At 36.2% G+C, this 13,807-nt stretch carries 13 protein-coding genes; 10 read left to right on the plus strand and 3 right to left on the minus strand.

What is annotated here, in order from left to right; all coding sequences use genetic code 11:
• The first annotated feature begins 227 nt into the window (after nucleotides 1-227).
• The 3 genes from B0E34_RS17545 to B0E34_RS17555 all read left to right on the plus strand — a co-directional run bounded on the left by B0E34_RS17545 (nucleotide 228) and on the right by B0E34_RS17555 (nucleotide 4,310).
• Nucleotides 228-1,610: an MAC/perforin domain-containing protein gene (locus B0E34_RS17545; RefSeq protein ID WP_087711612.1), complete on the plus strand. Its 1,383-nt coding sequence runs from the start codon at nucleotides 228-230 to the stop codon at nucleotides 1,608-1,610.
• A 293-nt stretch (nucleotides 1,611-1,903) separates the two neighbouring features.
• Nucleotides 1,904-2,425 carry an NAD(P)H-dependent oxidoreductase gene (locus B0E34_RS17550; RefSeq protein ID WP_076393105.1) on the plus strand — a complete coding sequence of 174 codons (522 nt, stop codon included), beginning with the start codon at nucleotides 1,904-1,906 and terminating at the stop codon, nucleotides 2,423-2,425.
• A 7-nt stretch (nucleotides 2,426-2,432) separates the two neighbouring features.
• The gene (locus B0E34_RS17555) at nucleotides 2,433-4,310 is read left to right on the plus strand and encodes a monovalent cation:proton antiporter-2 (CPA2) family protein (protein WP_087711614.1); all 1,878 of its coding nucleotides are present in this window, start codon (nucleotides 2,433-2,435) and stop codon (nucleotides 4,308-4,310) included.
• A 119-nt stretch (nucleotides 4,311-4,429) separates the two neighbouring features.
• On the opposite strand, the gene B0E34_RS17560 is transcribed toward B0E34_RS17555, so the two are convergent.
• Entirely contained in the window at nucleotides 4,430-5,248 is an 819-nt protein-coding gene (locus B0E34_RS17560) for a GIN domain-containing protein (protein ID WP_087711615.1), read from the minus strand.
• Between the two features lie 58 nt (nucleotides 5,249-5,306).
• Here B0E34_RS17560 and B0E34_RS17565 point away from each other — a divergent pair, with 58 nt between their 5' ends.
• Together B0E34_RS17565 and B0E34_RS17570 are read left to right on the plus strand one after the other, a co-directional pair.
• Nucleotides 5,307-7,448 carry a M3 family metallopeptidase gene (locus tag B0E34_RS17565; protein ID WP_087711617.1) on the plus strand — a complete coding sequence of 714 codons (2,142 nt, stop codon included), beginning with the start codon at nucleotides 5,307-5,309 and terminating at the stop codon, nucleotides 7,446-7,448.
• Between the two features lie 191 nt (nucleotides 7,449-7,639).
• The gene (locus B0E34_RS17570) at nucleotides 7,640-8,017 is read left to right on the plus strand and encodes a YchJ family protein (RefSeq protein WP_087711619.1); all 378 of its coding nucleotides are present in this window, start codon (nucleotides 7,640-7,642) and stop codon (nucleotides 8,015-8,017) included.
• A gap of 160 nt (nucleotides 8,018-8,177) precedes the next feature.
• Here B0E34_RS17570 and B0E34_RS17575 read toward each other — a convergent pair whose 3' ends face one another.
• Together B0E34_RS17575 and B0E34_RS17580 are read right to left on the minus strand one after the other, a co-directional pair.
• A complete protein-coding gene (locus tag B0E34_RS17575; RefSeq protein ID WP_087711621.1) occupies nucleotides 8,178-8,678 on the minus strand; it encodes an FKBP-type peptidyl-prolyl cis-trans isomerase in 501 nt (166 codons plus the stop codon).
• 80 nt (nucleotides 8,679-8,758) lie between these two features.
• Nucleotides 8,759-9,010 (minus strand): VF530 family protein, encoded by a 252-nt coding sequence (locus B0E34_RS17580; RefSeq protein ID WP_087711623.1) that lies wholly within the window; start codon nucleotides 9,008-9,010, stop codon nucleotides 8,759-8,761.
• Nucleotides 9,011-9,130: 120 nt separating this feature from the next.
• Here B0E34_RS17580 and B0E34_RS17585 point away from each other — a divergent pair, with 120 nt between their 5' ends.
• From B0E34_RS17585 to B0E34_RS17610, 5 genes are all read left to right on the plus strand, one after another.
• Nucleotides 9,131-10,225, plus strand: a complete 1,095-nt coding sequence (locus B0E34_RS17585; protein WP_087711625.1) for a sensor histidine kinase — start codon at nucleotides 9,131-9,133, stop codon at nucleotides 10,223-10,225.
• A 6-nt stretch (nucleotides 10,226-10,231) separates the two neighbouring features.
• Nucleotides 10,232-10,906 carry a LytR/AlgR family response regulator transcription factor gene (locus B0E34_RS17590; RefSeq protein ID WP_087711627.1) on the plus strand — a complete coding sequence of 225 codons (675 nt, stop codon included), beginning with the start codon at nucleotides 10,232-10,234 and terminating at the stop codon, nucleotides 10,904-10,906.
• Between the two features lie 251 nt (nucleotides 10,907-11,157).
• Entirely contained in the window at nucleotides 11,158-11,910 is a 753-nt protein-coding gene (locus tag B0E34_RS17600; protein ID WP_194304389.1) for a dioxygenase family protein, read from the plus strand.
• A gap of 127 nt (nucleotides 11,911-12,037) precedes the next feature.
• Nucleotides 12,038-12,679 carry a pirin family protein gene (locus tag B0E34_RS17605; RefSeq protein WP_087711631.1) on the plus strand — a complete coding sequence of 214 codons (642 nt, stop codon included), beginning with the start codon at nucleotides 12,038-12,040 and terminating at the stop codon, nucleotides 12,677-12,679.
• A gap of 21 nt (nucleotides 12,680-12,700) precedes the next feature.
• Entirely contained in the window at nucleotides 12,701-13,735 is a 1,035-nt protein-coding gene (locus B0E34_RS17610; RefSeq protein WP_165763017.1) for a T9SS type A sorting domain-containing protein, read from the plus strand.
• Nucleotides 13,736-13,807 lie beyond the last annotated feature (72 nt).

The following is a 13,807-nucleotide window of genomic DNA, read 5'->3' on the forward strand; positions in this document are numbered from 1 at the left end:
ATATTTTGGAGAAAAGTTATTTGAAAGGCTGATTATTGCTAATATCACAGCTTTAGGTTAGAAAACGGATATTCAAAAATTTTTTTGAAAGAATGATACAATTTTTATAAAGTATTCATTCTTTCTGTAGTAAACCTCACTTTTTTGTGATATAAAATATTAGGTAATACACAAGTTTTTTCTTCATAAAAGAGGTGATACTTTTGCAGCTGATAAAAAATATTTTTATGAGAAAAACTTTAAGGCTCGCTCCTGCAGCAATGCTTCTTTTAGGGGTACTTTCATGTAGTACAAATGAAATTTTGGAGGAAACAAATGAAAGTCCAAATCTTAGCAAATCTGCAAAATCATTATCAGCAAAGTATACTTCGGAATACAGCTATCTTGGTTCAGGATACGACGTAACGAAAAGTTATGCTGTTGAAAGTTCCACAGGTAATCAGGTAATAGATGTTTACCAACTCGTTAATGACATTGAGAGTACACCGACTCCTTTCCAGGATTATAAGGAAAATTATGGTGAGAATGCATACGAATATGCAAAAAATGTAACAACCAAAGTAGATTTAGGTGGAACATTTTCATTATTTAAGCAATCCATAACCGCTTCTTTCAATGGATCTTTAACAAGCAATAATAAATTTGATGGGAAATACATCTATGGGAGTTATCATCTTTTAATTAAACAAAAAAGGTATAAATTCAAAACTCCTACAGCTAGTAATTTAAAAAACTATTTAACCCCTCAATTTACTCAGGCAGTACAGACCATGACTCCGCAAGAAATTGTACAGTATTATGGGACACACATCCTTACAGATATTTATACAGGAGGAAAGCTTGATGTAATGTTTCGTTCCGAAACCACAAATGAAAACAGAAAAAATGCTTCTGAAGTGGGAGTGAAAGTAAGTGCATTAAACATATTTAATATCAATGTTAACAATAATGTCGATACGTCTTCTGCATCCAAGAACTTTAACAGAACGTTATCTTACAGATCTTACGGAGGAGATCCGACAAAATCTTTATTAGGAACCATAAGTATGGATCAATCTACTCCCAGTGTAAACATTGCTAACTGGCAAAGTTCATGTACACCTGAAAATTCTGTATTTGTAGATATTGCTGAGCAGGGAGTGCTGAAATTATATGATCTTGTAGATGATCCTATTAAAAAAGCGTCTTTAAAAGCTTACATCGATCAGTATTTAATTGATAACCAAGTTCAGATGGAATATGTTCCAATCGATATCCACAGATATTACAATCAAAGTACAACAGATCATTTTTATACGAAAACTGCCGGAGCCTATGGCGGATACGGATATGAAGGCGTAGACTTCAGAGCATATAATTACAAGGCACCAAGCACAGTTCCAATCTATAGATATTGGAATGGAACTGATCATTACTATACAACAGCACCTGGAGCTCCTGCTGGTTACATATCAGAAGGCATAGAATTTTATGCTTATCCATCACAGGTAAGTGGAAGTCGCCCGGTCTATCAATATTTCGGAAGAAAGAGAGGAGATCATTATTATACAACTTCTTTTCAGTCATATTCTAATTATAATTACGAAGGAATTGCTTTTTATGCCCTGTAAAAAAGTTTTTATGTCTTTATAGAAAAGACAATTCGTAACGTATACAGTAAATATAAATCGGTCAAATGACCGATTTTTTTTGTAAAAATTTGTAATCATTTATTAAATGCTTTGAACTATATTTTTAAATATTTTAAACGTTAAAATAAGTATTACAAAAAAATAATTTTTCAGTCATTAATAATAATTTATAATAACATAAATCATCAATTTTAATATTAAAAATTAATAAACCCAGCTAATTTCTGTTTTTACTTCAAAAATTTTTCATTATATTTACGTAAAACAGGTTTATGAAGAAGACGTTGGTAGTTTTTGCGCATCCTTATTTAGAGCATTCCAACTCGAATGCAGAGCTCATTAATTTCTATGTTCGTCATCAGCATTTTACGCTTCGGGATATTTATGAAGAGTATCCTAATTTTCATATTGCCGCTTTCAGGGAAAGAAAAAGAATAAAAAATTACGACCGCTTTATTTTCCAGTTTCCACTCATCTGGTTCGGAATGCCGCCTTTGTTAAAACTCTGGATTGATGAAGTTTTCGACCGCGACTGGCTTAAAGAAGATCATCACAATCCTTTGGAGGGAAAAGAGGTTTACATTCTGGTAACCACAGGCGGAAAAGAAAGATCGTTCAGCAAGGAAGGAACCTATCAGTTTACCGTAGAGGAGCTGATCAGCGGACTTATCGTATCGCTGAATGTTTTTAAGGCAAACATCAAAAATATCAAAATCGTTTACGAAGCCAACAAGCTCTCAAAAAAAGAAATTATCGTACACAAACAGCAGTTTGTAGAACTTCTCAACCAATAAAAATTTTATGGAAACAAGCTTAGCAATGAACACACTTATTTTCTTAGGCGTAGCCATCATTATGGTTCCGCTGGCGAGAAAATTCGGGCTAAGTTCTGTCATCGGGTATATTGCAGGCGGAATTATCATTGGTCCTTATGTTTTAAAATTAACGGGAAAAGATGTTAACGACATTATGCACGCCAGTGAATTTGGGGTCATCATGCTTTTGTTTTTAGTCGGTCTGGAGCTTGAACCCCGAAAATTCTGGGATATGCGGAAGAAAATTGTCGGACTCGGCTTAACGCAGATGCTTTTAACGATTTCTCTTCTATTTCTCGTATTTATCTGGGCAGGCTGGAAAATCGACAAAGCCATAGCCGTTGCCATGTGTTTTGCGTTGTCATCTACGGCAATTGTGTTGCAGACATTACAGGAAAAAAACAATTTAAAAACATTAGCCGGAGAAGCTTCATTTTCCACCTTGCTGTTTCAGGATATTGCGGTGATTCCTATTTTGGCGATTCTTCCTTTAATTGCCAATTACAAATCCAGACATCACGATAACGAAATTCAGGTGCTTATACAGACTCTTCCGGAATGGATGCAGTTCGCGACCGTTATTTTGGGAGTGGTTATTTTAATTTTACTGGGGCGGTATGTTTTTGTTCCTTTTTTAAGATATGTCTCAAAATCCGGAATGTCGGAGCTTTTAACGGCTTCTTCCCTATTTCTGGTCATCGGAGTTTCAGAACTCATGGTAGCTATTGGTTTATCTCCCGCTTTAGGAGCTTTCCTTGCAGGAGTCATGTTAGCCAACAGCGAATTCCGCCACGAACTGGAAGCACAGATTGATCCCTTCAAAGGACTATTGCTTGCCGTATTTTTTGTAAGTGTGGGTTCCACAATGAATTTTAACGTCATTCAGAAAGATCCGACCTTTATTTTCACCACGGTTTTCGCTGTTTTAGCCATAAAGTTTGCCGTTTTATTTCTTATTGGGAAGTTTTTCAAAATAGATACTCCACAAAGTATGTTTTATGCTTTTGCGCTTTCGCAGGTAGGAGAATTTGCTTTTGTACTGATTAATTATGCTTCAAGTCTGTATCTTTTACCTTCTGAACTGAATGCGCAGATGATGGCTGTAACGGCAATTACCATGTGCATCACACCGTTTCTATTAATTATTAATGATAAACTTATTACTCCGAGATTCATAAAAGAAGTTCCTGATCCCGATAATGATTTTAATATTCTGGACGGTAATATTCAGCAAAAGAAAATTATCATTGTAGGATTCGGACATTTCGGAAGTACGGTGGGAAGACTTTTAAAAGCCAATAAAATTCCGGCTACGGTTTTGGATCGAGATTCTGACCGTGTGAAATTATTGAGAAGCTACGGTTTTAAGGTGTATTACGGAGATGCCACAAAAATTCCCACCTTACGCGCAGCAGGAATTGAGGATGCCGAAATTCTTGTTCTGTGTCTTGATGATCCCGAAGACAATAAATTTGTTGCAGATATCGTAAGGGAAAATTATCCTCAGGTAAAAATCTTTGTACGTGCCAAAAACAGAATAGATTCTTATGAATATTTAAACAGCGGAATTCATAATATCTACCGTGAAACCCTGGGAACCGCCGTAGATATGGCAGTTGATGTTCTTCATGCAACCGGAATGAGAAAATACGCAGCGAGACGTCTCGGGCAAAGATTCATGACCATCGATAAAGCTTCCATCCGAAAATTAGCCAAATCGGATCATGATGATGAGATCCATCTTTTTACCACAAAAGAAATCCTCCTGCGAGAGGAGGAATTATTGGCGTATGATAATCTTAATTTTGATAATCAGCAATGGGAAGATTCTTCAAACGACGAAGAGGATGAAGATGAAAATTAATAGCTTATGTTTAATTTAAATAAGCAATCAGTCATCATTTTAACGCTATGACCGCAAAGATTTTATCTCAAACTTTTAATTTTCCGTTCGCAATGGCTTTTCATTCAGCAAAGAATACATTACTGAATAGTTACGCTTCCGCCACTGCTTTCGTTTTTGGTGACATTGGTAACGTTTCCTTTTTTATACACATTCACGCTTCCGCCGGATGACGCTTCTGCATTAATGGAAGAAGAAGCACTGATGTCTACGCTCGCTCCGCTGGATGAATCTGTTTTCAGATTCAGAACTATAACATCTTTGGCAGAAATACTGCTTCCTGATGAAGCACTGATCTCCGCATTTTTAGCTTTACCGGAAAGATCCAGACTTGCAGCAGATGAAGCATCTACATCAAGATCTACCGCCCATATTTTTCCGTCGAAACTTCCGCTGCTGTCTATGGAAATATTAAATGCATTTGCTTCAAGATCTCCGGAAACCGTTGCAGAACTCGAAACTTCAAGTTCCATTTTATCCTGCACAAATTTATCCTTCACTTTAACGCTGGCTGCAGAATTGGCATTTAATTTTGAAAAATCTTTCGTATAAATTCTCGCAGAAACATTATGGGTATTCATCACACGGATTCCCGGTTTGTAATGGATATGAAGCTCTCCTCCGTTGTTATCCACCAAAACCTCGTCGATAATATTTTTGGGAGCAGAAATTACGACCTTTTCAAAATCAGCTTTTATAATTTCAGCTTCGATTGCCTGTGAAACTTCGATTTCATCGAAATCGCCCGTCACTTCTTTATGGCTCATCGGTCCGTTGTCTTTCGTTACTACTTTTTCCACCCAGTTTTTCTGTTCGTTGCCGTTATGATGTCGGTCATTTTTATCGCAAGAAGCCAGAAGTGCAACAACTGAAAAAAGAAAAATAGTCTGTGATTTCATGTTTATTATTTTATGAATTAAGTTTTAAGTATCTTTATACCTTATTAACAACTAATTTATGAAAAATATTACATCGGTATTATTAATTTCTGCATTAGCATTCAACCAATCATGTACAACAATGAAAAACACCGATAGCCAACAGGAAGTTCCAGCTCCGGACGCATCGCTTTCATCGAATCCTTTCATGAAAAAAAGCAAACTTCAGTATGAAGCTCCTGAATTTGACAAAATTAAAAATGAACATTTTAAACCCGCTTTTGATTTTGGCTTGAAACAGCACGACGCTGAAATTTTAAAAATTGCCAACAATTCTGAAGCACCAACGTTTGAAAACACCATCGTAGCTCTGGAAAAAAGCGGTGAAGTTCTGAAAAGAGCAACCATTGTATTCTCTAATCTTACCAGCGCCAATACAAACCCGACCTTACAGGCTCTTGATGAAGAATATGCTCCGATCTTTGCAGCCCATTCTGATAAAATGTATCTGAATGAAAATCTTTATAAAAGAATAAAAGCGATTTCTGAGAATGGTTTAGACGCTGAAAGCAAAAGATTATTACAATATTACAAGCAGAATTTTGAAATCGCAGGAGCCAATCTTTCTTCTGCGGATAAAGAGAAACTAAAGCAGATCAACCAGGAACTGGCTTCACTGTCTACGCAATATTCCAACAAATTGCTTGAAGCGAGAAAGCAAGGTGGCGTTTTCTTTACCGATGCAAAAGAACTTGAAGGACTTTCGGCTGATGAAATTGCTGCGGCAGCTTCTGATGCTAAAAATGCCGGAAAACCGGGACAGTATCTTTTAGCATTACAAAACACAACACAACAACCTCTTTTACAGAATCTTAAAAACAGAGCAACGAGAGAAAAACTCTTCAAAGCATCATGGACAAGAGCTGAAAAAGGAGATGGAAACGATACAAGAGAAACCATTGAAAAATTAGCGAAATTAAGACTGAAAAAAGCTCAGGTTTTAGGTAAAAAAAGTTTCGCAGAATGGAAATTGCAGGATCAGATGGCAAAAACGCCGGAAGCTGCAACAAAATTAATGAATCAGATTGCAACTCCTGCGGTAGAAACAGCAAGACGTGAGGCAAAAGATATTCAGGATCTAATCGATCAGCAGAAAGGAGGCTTCAAAGTTGAACCTTGGGATTGGAATTTTTACGCTGAACAGGTAAGAAAGGCAAAATTTGATCTTGATGAAAGTGAAATTAAGCCTTATTTTGAAATTACAACCGTTTTGGAAAAGGGAGTGTTCTTCGCTGCGGAAAAATTCTATGGGTTAACTTTCAAAAAGAGAACGGATCTTCCGGTTTATCATCCTGATGTGGTAACTTATGAGGTTTTCGATCATGACGGAAAATCCATTGCCATTTATTATCTGGATTTCTACACGAGGGATTCTAAAAACGGAGGAGCGTGGATGAGCAATTTTGTAGAGCAGTCTTATTTATTGGGAACAAAACCTGTAATAGTAAACTGCTACAATTATCAGAAACCGGCTCCGGGAAAACCTTCTTTAATAAGTTATGATGATGTTTCCACTATTTTCCATGAATTCGGACATTCTATTCACGGGATGTTTGCCAGTCAGAAATATCCTTCGCTTTCCGGAACCAATGTACCGAGAGATTTCGTGGAATTCCCTTCACAGATCAACGAACACTGGGCTTTAGATCCTGTTGTTTTAAAGAACTACGCTTTACATTACGAAACAAAACAGCCTATTCCGCAAACTTTGGTTGATAAAATTAAAAAAGCGGCAACTTTCAATCAGGGTTACATGACCACGGAACTGGTTTCTGCGGCTGAATTAGATATGGATTGGCATACGGTAACGAATGAAAGTCAGTTAATCCCTGTTTTAGATTTTGAAAAAGAATCTTTAGCGAAACACGGATTTACTTTGGCAACGGTTCCGCCGAGATATCATACGCCTTATTTTGCACATATTTGGGGCGGTGGTTATTCTGCAGGATATTATGCTTATTTATGGTCTGAAACTCTGGATAACGACGCCTGGGAATGGATTTCTAAAAATGGAGGATTGACAAGAGAAAACGGAGACCGTTTCAGAAAATATATTTTGTCTGTAGGAAATTCTGTGGATCTGAATCAGGCATTCAGAGATTTTACGGGACACGATCCGGATATTAAGCCTTTATTGAGAAACAGGGGATTTATTAAATAAATTTTTAAAAGCATTCAATTTTTTGGATGCTTTTTTTTCTTTTTATTTAAACACGAATGACGCAAATATTTTTCACTAATAGCTCAATAAAACATTTCGCAGATGACACAGATTTTAAAATTATAAAAGATCAAAATTCTTGAATTCATGGCTAGCAAAAAGTGTAAATTTGCTTCTTAAAATTTAAAACAATGAACTGTCCCTGCTGTTCCGGAAAGAGCTACGAAGAATGCTGTAAACCTTATCATACAAAAGAAAAATCTGCTCCGACCGCAGAAGCATTGATGCGCTCAAGGTTTTCTGCATTTGCGATTCCGAATGGTAAATATTTAATGGAAACCACTTCGCCGAGTAAAAGGCAGTTTCACAATACAAGAGACTTACAGGAATGGGGAGAAATTAATGAGTGGACAAAACTGGAAATTATAAATAAACCTTCCATGAATAAAGTGGAATTCAAAGCTTTTTACACCGATGAAAATGGCGAAAACCATGTTCATCACGAATTATCCACTTTTAAAATGATCCAGAACCGCTGGTTTTATGTGAGCGGTGATTTTTTAGAATAATTTTTTGTTGGTAATCGCAAAGGTGCAAGGTTTTATTATAATCATTATGCTTTAAGGCGCAAGGATTTTATCTTCGATAAAATTGATTGTGTGAAATTTTATTTAAACAAAAAAATGTCCAGCATTTCTGCCGGACATTCATATTTTATTGAGAAAACTCTTAGTGAGCTTCGTTTCCGTCTACTCCATGAGCGTGACCGTGAGACAACTCTTCTTCTGTCGCAGGACGTGTGTTTAAGATTTCAACCTGGAAATCTAACGTTTTCCCAGCCATCGGGTGATTAAGATCTGCCACAACAGCTTCCGGAGTTACCTCAACCACAATTGCCTGAAAGTTATTTCCCTGATTGTCTGATAATGGTAAAATTGCTCCTACAGGTGGAATTCCAGCTTCCTGGAACATATCGATCGGCAACTGAGCAATTGCATCAGGCTGTCTTTCGCCATACGCTTCTTCAGGCTTAATCGTAAAATCAGCTTTATCTCCAGCTTGTAAACCGTGGATATTCTGTTCAAATTTTGGAATCATCATTCCTACTCCATACAAAAATGTAAGTGGGTTTTCTGCTGTTGTTTCTTCTACAAGAATTTTACTTCCATCCGGCTCAATAGTATGTAGGATATACTTTACAGCTACAACGTGATTGTTTTCGATTGTCATATTTTATTCTTTTTTCGTGATTGCTTTCACGATTAACGGCACAAAGATACTGTTTTTGAAATCATTGACCGAAGAAATATTTATCTGTCTTTTTTTCTTTCGTTACGCTTTTTTTCTCTCTGTACAAAAAGGTATAAACTTTCCACTTTAGCTCTTGCCCAGTCGGTTTTTCTTAAAAATTTCAAAGAAGAGTTAATGCTCGGATTGTCTGTAAAACATCGGATATTGATCTTTTCGCCAAGTTTTTCAAAACCATTGTAATATTCCACCAGCTCTTCCAAAATAACATCTAGTCTTTTTCCGTGCAGAGGATCTTTAGATTGTTGTTCCATGCCGTAAAAGTAGAGAATTTGTATTTCATGACAAATAAATTAATTTTAATGAAAATAAAAAAATTACTGCTTTTAAATAATTTTTCACAAATTATGAATTCAAATTAATAATTTCGTTCAATGAAAAAGCTTTTACCGCATATTATTCTTATTCCGCTGCTTCTTACAATCCCGATTGTTTCTTCTCCGGATTTCGACGGAACGCTTTCGGTTTTCAGGGTTCCTCCATTTCAAAGAGAGTTTATCCGCTTTGTACTGGTTATTATTTTCTTTTATTTAAACCTTAAAATCTTTCTTCCAAAATATTACCGAAGAAAAAAATATTTCCTTTTCTCACTTTTTGTAATGATCTGTTTTGGATGTATGGCATTTCTGCCTACTTATCTTTCTCCGGAAAACATGTTTCCGGAAGTATATCCGAAAATACAGATGAGTCCTCCTGAAATGTCTGATCCAAATGGAAATTTCCCCAAACCTCCAATGAATGGAGAGGCTCCATTTCGCAATTTTGCTCCTAAAAGAAATGACGGCACTTATCATCAGATGATATTTTCTTCTCTGTTGCCGTTTCTTTTTTCTTTTTTATCTTCATTCTTTATTTACAGGAGCAATGAGAAAAAGGAACTGGAAAAATTAAAAGCAAAAGCAGAGCTATTAAATTTAAAATATCAGTTGCAGCCTCATTTTCTGTTTAATATTTTAAATTCTATCTATTCTCTGGCTTTGTTAAAATCTGACGATACGCCTGAAGGAATTTTAAAGCTTTCCAATGTAATGCGGTATGTGGTACAGGAAAGCAGTAAAGATTTTGTAGAACTGAACAGAGAGATAGATTATATAAAAGATTATATTTCGCTTCAACTGATAAGAACAGACAATAGTCTTGATTTTTCTTATACCGAGATCGGGGAAACGCAGGGACTGAGAATTGCACCGTTCATTTTGGTTAATTTTGTAGAAAATGCATTTAAGTATGGCTTCAATGCGGAAAAAAATTCTAAAATTTCTGTGAAAGTCGTCATTCAGGAAGGTACTCTTAGTTTTAATGTTTTTAATAATATTGTGAACGAAAATATAACGGATGAAAGCAGCTTGAAAGTAGGACTGAAAAATACGACTGAACATTTGCAGCAGATTTATGGAGAAAAACAGACTCTTATCATAAAAGATGACGGAGAGACCTATGATGTTGATCTAAAAATTAATTTAATCTGATACGTGATGATAAAAGCAATTGCACTGGATGATGAGATTCTGGCTCTTAAAATTATTGAAAATTATGCCGGAAAAATTGAGAATCTTTCTCTGGAAAAGACCTTCAATATACAAAGCGATGCCCAGAAACATCTCAATAAATATCCTGTTGATCTGATTTTTCTGGATATTGAAATGCCTTCCAAAAACGGAATGGATTTCTATAAAAGTATTTCTCAGAATACAAAAGTTATTTTTACCACAGCTTATTCTGAATATGCCGTAGAAGCTTTCAGTATCAATGCGGTAGACTATTTATTAAAACCTTTTTCGTTTGAACGATTTAAAGCCGCTGTGGATAAAGTAAAAGTGAGTAGTGAATCTGCTGATGTAAAATATCTTTCCATCCGAGCAGATTATAAACTTCACAAAATTAATTTTGATGATATTATTTTGATCGAAGGTTTAGACGATTACATTCAGATTCATCTTGCAGATCATTCCAAGATTACCGCGCGTTCCTCCATGAAAAATATTCTGGAAAAACTTTCAGAAAAAGATTTTGTAAGAGTACACCGTTCTTATATTGTTCCCGTGAACCTTATTAAAACAATTGTAAACCGCAATATTCACATTGGGGAATTTATCATTCCGATTGGGGAAACATTTAAAGGTGTGGTAATGGAGATTGTGAATAAATAATTTTAATTCATCTTTAAACCACCGCGTCAAAAATTCTTCGAATTTTTGCCACCCTGAATTTCTATTCGGTAATTTTCTGCTATTTCTATCATATTATTCTTAATATTTCTTAAAAAAAATCCATTTACCGACACATTTTTACTGTTTACCTCATAAATTTCATAAGCTGTTTTTTTCAAAATACATTTGTTACAGGAAATTGAAAGAATGACATTGAAATCATTCAAATAGTAACCTTAAAAAAACATATTATGAAAACAATAGACAGAAAAGGTTTTTTAAAAACTCTTGGTTTGGCAGGTGTTACTGCGGTGGCAGCTCCTATTTTGATACGTTGCGGAAGTGATGACGATATCACAGATACTACAACAGGTTCATCTTCAGGTTCAGGATCTTCTTCCGGATCAACTTCATCGGCATGTTCTGTTACCAATTCAGAAACCGAAGGACCTTTTCCTACAAAATCACCTTCTACACTTGTACAGACTAATATCGTAGGAGACAGAACAGGTGTTCCGTTCACAATTACAATTACCGTTCAGAATACCAATGCAAGCTGTGCCAATCTTCAGGGAGCTATTGTTGATATCTGGCATTGTGACAAAGACGGAAACTATTCTGAGTACGGAGGAACGACGATGCAGACTGCCGATTATACGTCTTACCATTTCCTGAGAGGAAGACAGACAACCGATGCCAACGGAAAAGTTTCTTTCACAAGTATATTTCCGGGATGGTATCAGAGCAGAGCCACCCACATCCATGTTCACATTTATAATTCTGCAGGGCAGTCTCTTCTGGTAACGCAGATTGCATTTCCTGAAGGCAGTGACAGCGCAGTGGTTCAGGTAGCTTCAAGTACAGGATATAAAGGAATGAGCGGATATACTTATAATGCAAGTGATAATGTATTCAGCGACGGAACATCTAATGAAATGTCTACGATTACAGGAAGTGTAAGTGCAGGTTATGCTCTTACCCATACAATAAAAGTTTCGGCTTAAAAATAAAACAGAGGTTGTTTACTATTAGTTTATTAGTTTTCCACTAAAGCACAGATTTACGCGGGTGTGAAGTGATTAGATGTGTTTATCTGTGCGGTGTGGAATTCCTCAAAAAAATCCAATCAAAATGTTAGTTCAAAGTCCATCACGTATTTTTAAATCGGATCTTTCTGTCTGGAGGAAAGAAAACTCATGTGTTCTGAACGAGATGATTCCCGATGAACAGTCAGGATTGCACAAAATAACAGAAATTGTTTTCGAGGAAAACGGAACATTTGATTTTAATTATCAAAAAAGTTCTACCGTTCTCATCATTGTTCTGTTCGGCGAAATTTTCATTAACGATTTTGAGAAACCTGTTTCTCCGGAGCACATCTTTACTTTAAAGTCTGAAGAAGGCAATACAGTGAACATCAGAAACAATACACCGGATGAGAAAGCCGACATTCTGATTTTTGAACTAAAAAGTATTAAAAAAGATAATTTCTTCAGCATTGAAAATCTGAATATAGACCGTAGAAATCATTTGATACAGATTTCCGAGAAACTGGAATATCCTAATTTCATAGGTCTGTACGAAGGAAGGAAAGAAGAAGAATATTCTTTACATCAGAAAGGAAAATCAATTTTCGGAATGGTAATAAACGGCGCTTTTGAATTTCAGAACAGACTTTTAGAAACCAGAGACGCGATCATCATTTCTGAAATTGAGACCCTTGAATTTGAAGCATTAAGCGAAAACGCCCTTTTAATTTTCCTTGAAGTTTAATTTAAAATAAAAACTAAATACATGGACAGAAAAAAATTTTTAAAAAACTCATTCGGATTAGCAGGAATAGCTGTTGCTGCGCCTGTTCTTCTCCGATCGGAAATTTTTCATGAGGAAATGCTGCCCGAAAAATCTTCTAAAAATGTTCTAACGTGCAGTGTAACCAATTCGGAAACAGCGGGTCCTTTTCCTACGCATACTCCTTCGAGCCTTGTACAAACCAATATTGTGGGAGACAGAACCGGCGTTGCCTTTACGATGAATATTTACATCAAGAATACCAACGGAAACTGTGCTGCCTATCAAGGTGTTCTGGTAGACGTTTGGCATTGTGATAAAGACGGCAACTATTCCGAATACGGAGGTACGGCAATGCAGGCTGCAAATTACACCAACAATCATTTTCTTCGCGGAAGACAGACCACGGATGCAAACGGACTTGTAAGTTTCACGAGCATATTTCCGGGATGGTATCAGAGCAGAGCCACCCACATTCATGTTCATATTTACAAAGCAGACGGAACTTCTCTTCTGGTAACGCAGATTGCTTTTCCGGAGGGAACAGGCAGTGCTGTTTATAATGTGAATGTAAACGGAACTTCATACGGCTATACAAAAGGTATGACGGGATACACCTATAATGCCAGTGACAATGTATTTTCAGACGGAACCAGCAACGAGATGAGCACTGTAACAGGATCTTTATCTGCCGGATATATTTTAACTCATACCATTTATGTAGCAGGAGCCGTTTTAGGAACTCAGGAGGCAGCAAACACCAAAAATTTTAATGTGGGACAGAATTATCCAAATCCTTTCAGAGAAGAGACTATTTTCCCGATTACTCTCAACGAAAGATCAACAGTGAGTATTGAACTGTTTGATGTAAGCGGAAAAAAACTTTTCAGTGTGATCGACAAGCAGAAACTTGCATCCGGAAATCAGCAGATCAAAATGACGAAAAACCAATTAAAATCCGGAATGTATGTCGCAAAAATTACTATTGATAATACGAAAGGAACGTTTACAGAGAATCTTAAAGTTCTTGTAAACTAAGCTTCTTGAGTATTAGATATTTTTCATATCAATTTTGTTTAGGATCAGGGCAGAAATCATAAAAGAACTGCC

The sequence above is a fragment of the Chryseobacterium mucoviscidosis genome, assembly GCF_002177115.1.
Classification (GTDB): Bacteria; Bacteroidota; Bacteroidia; order Flavobacteriales; family Weeksellaceae; genus Chryseobacterium; species Chryseobacterium mucoviscidosis.

Excerpts from the sequence above, each read along its gene's own strand:
- B0E34_RS17600 (WP_194304389.1), top strand. The coding sequence starts at position 11,158 with ATGAAAACAATAGACAGAAAAGGTTTTTTAAAAACTCTTGGTTTGGCA.
- B0E34_RS17570 (WP_087711619.1), top strand. The coding sequence starts at position 7,640 with ATGAACTGTCCCTGCTGTTCCGGAAAGAGCTACGAAGAATGCTGTAAA.
- B0E34_RS17545 (WP_087711612.1), top strand. The coding sequence starts at position 228 with ATGAGAAAAACTTTAAGGCTCGCTCCTGCAGCAATGCTTCTTTTAGGG.
- B0E34_RS17605 (WP_087711631.1), top strand. The coding sequence starts at position 12,038 with ATGTTAGTTCAAAGTCCATCACGTATTTTTAAATCGGATCTTTCTGTC.
- B0E34_RS17555 (WP_087711614.1), top strand. The coding sequence starts at position 2,433 with ATGGAAACAAGCTTAGCAATGAACACACTTATTTTCTTAGGCGTAGCC.
- B0E34_RS17580 (WP_087711623.1), bottom strand. The coding sequence starts at position 9,010 with ATGGAACAACAATCTAAAGATCCTCTGCACGGAAAAAGACTAGATGTT.
- B0E34_RS17560 (WP_087711615.1), bottom strand. The coding sequence starts at position 5,248 with ATGAAATCACAGACTATTTTTCTTTTTTCAGTTGTTGCACTTCTGGCT.
- B0E34_RS17590 (WP_087711627.1), top strand. The coding sequence starts at position 10,232 with ATGATAAAAGCAATTGCACTGGATGATGAGATTCTGGCTCTTAAAATT.
- B0E34_RS17585 (WP_087711625.1), top strand. The coding sequence starts at position 9,131 with ATGAAAAAGCTTTTACCGCATATTATTCTTATTCCGCTGCTTCTTACA.
- B0E34_RS17550 (WP_076393105.1), top strand. The coding sequence starts at position 1,904 with ATGAAGAAGACGTTGGTAGTTTTTGCGCATCCTTATTTAGAGCATTCC.
- B0E34_RS17610 (WP_165763017.1), top strand. The coding sequence starts at position 12,701 with ATGGACAGAAAAAAATTTTTAAAAAACTCATTCGGATTAGCAGGAATA.
- B0E34_RS17575 (WP_087711621.1), bottom strand. The coding sequence starts at position 8,678 with ATGACAATCGAAAACAATCACGTTGTAGCTGTAAAGTATATCCTACAT.
- B0E34_RS17565 (WP_087711617.1), top strand. The coding sequence starts at position 5,307 with ATGAAAAATATTACATCGGTATTATTAATTTCTGCATTAGCATTCAAC.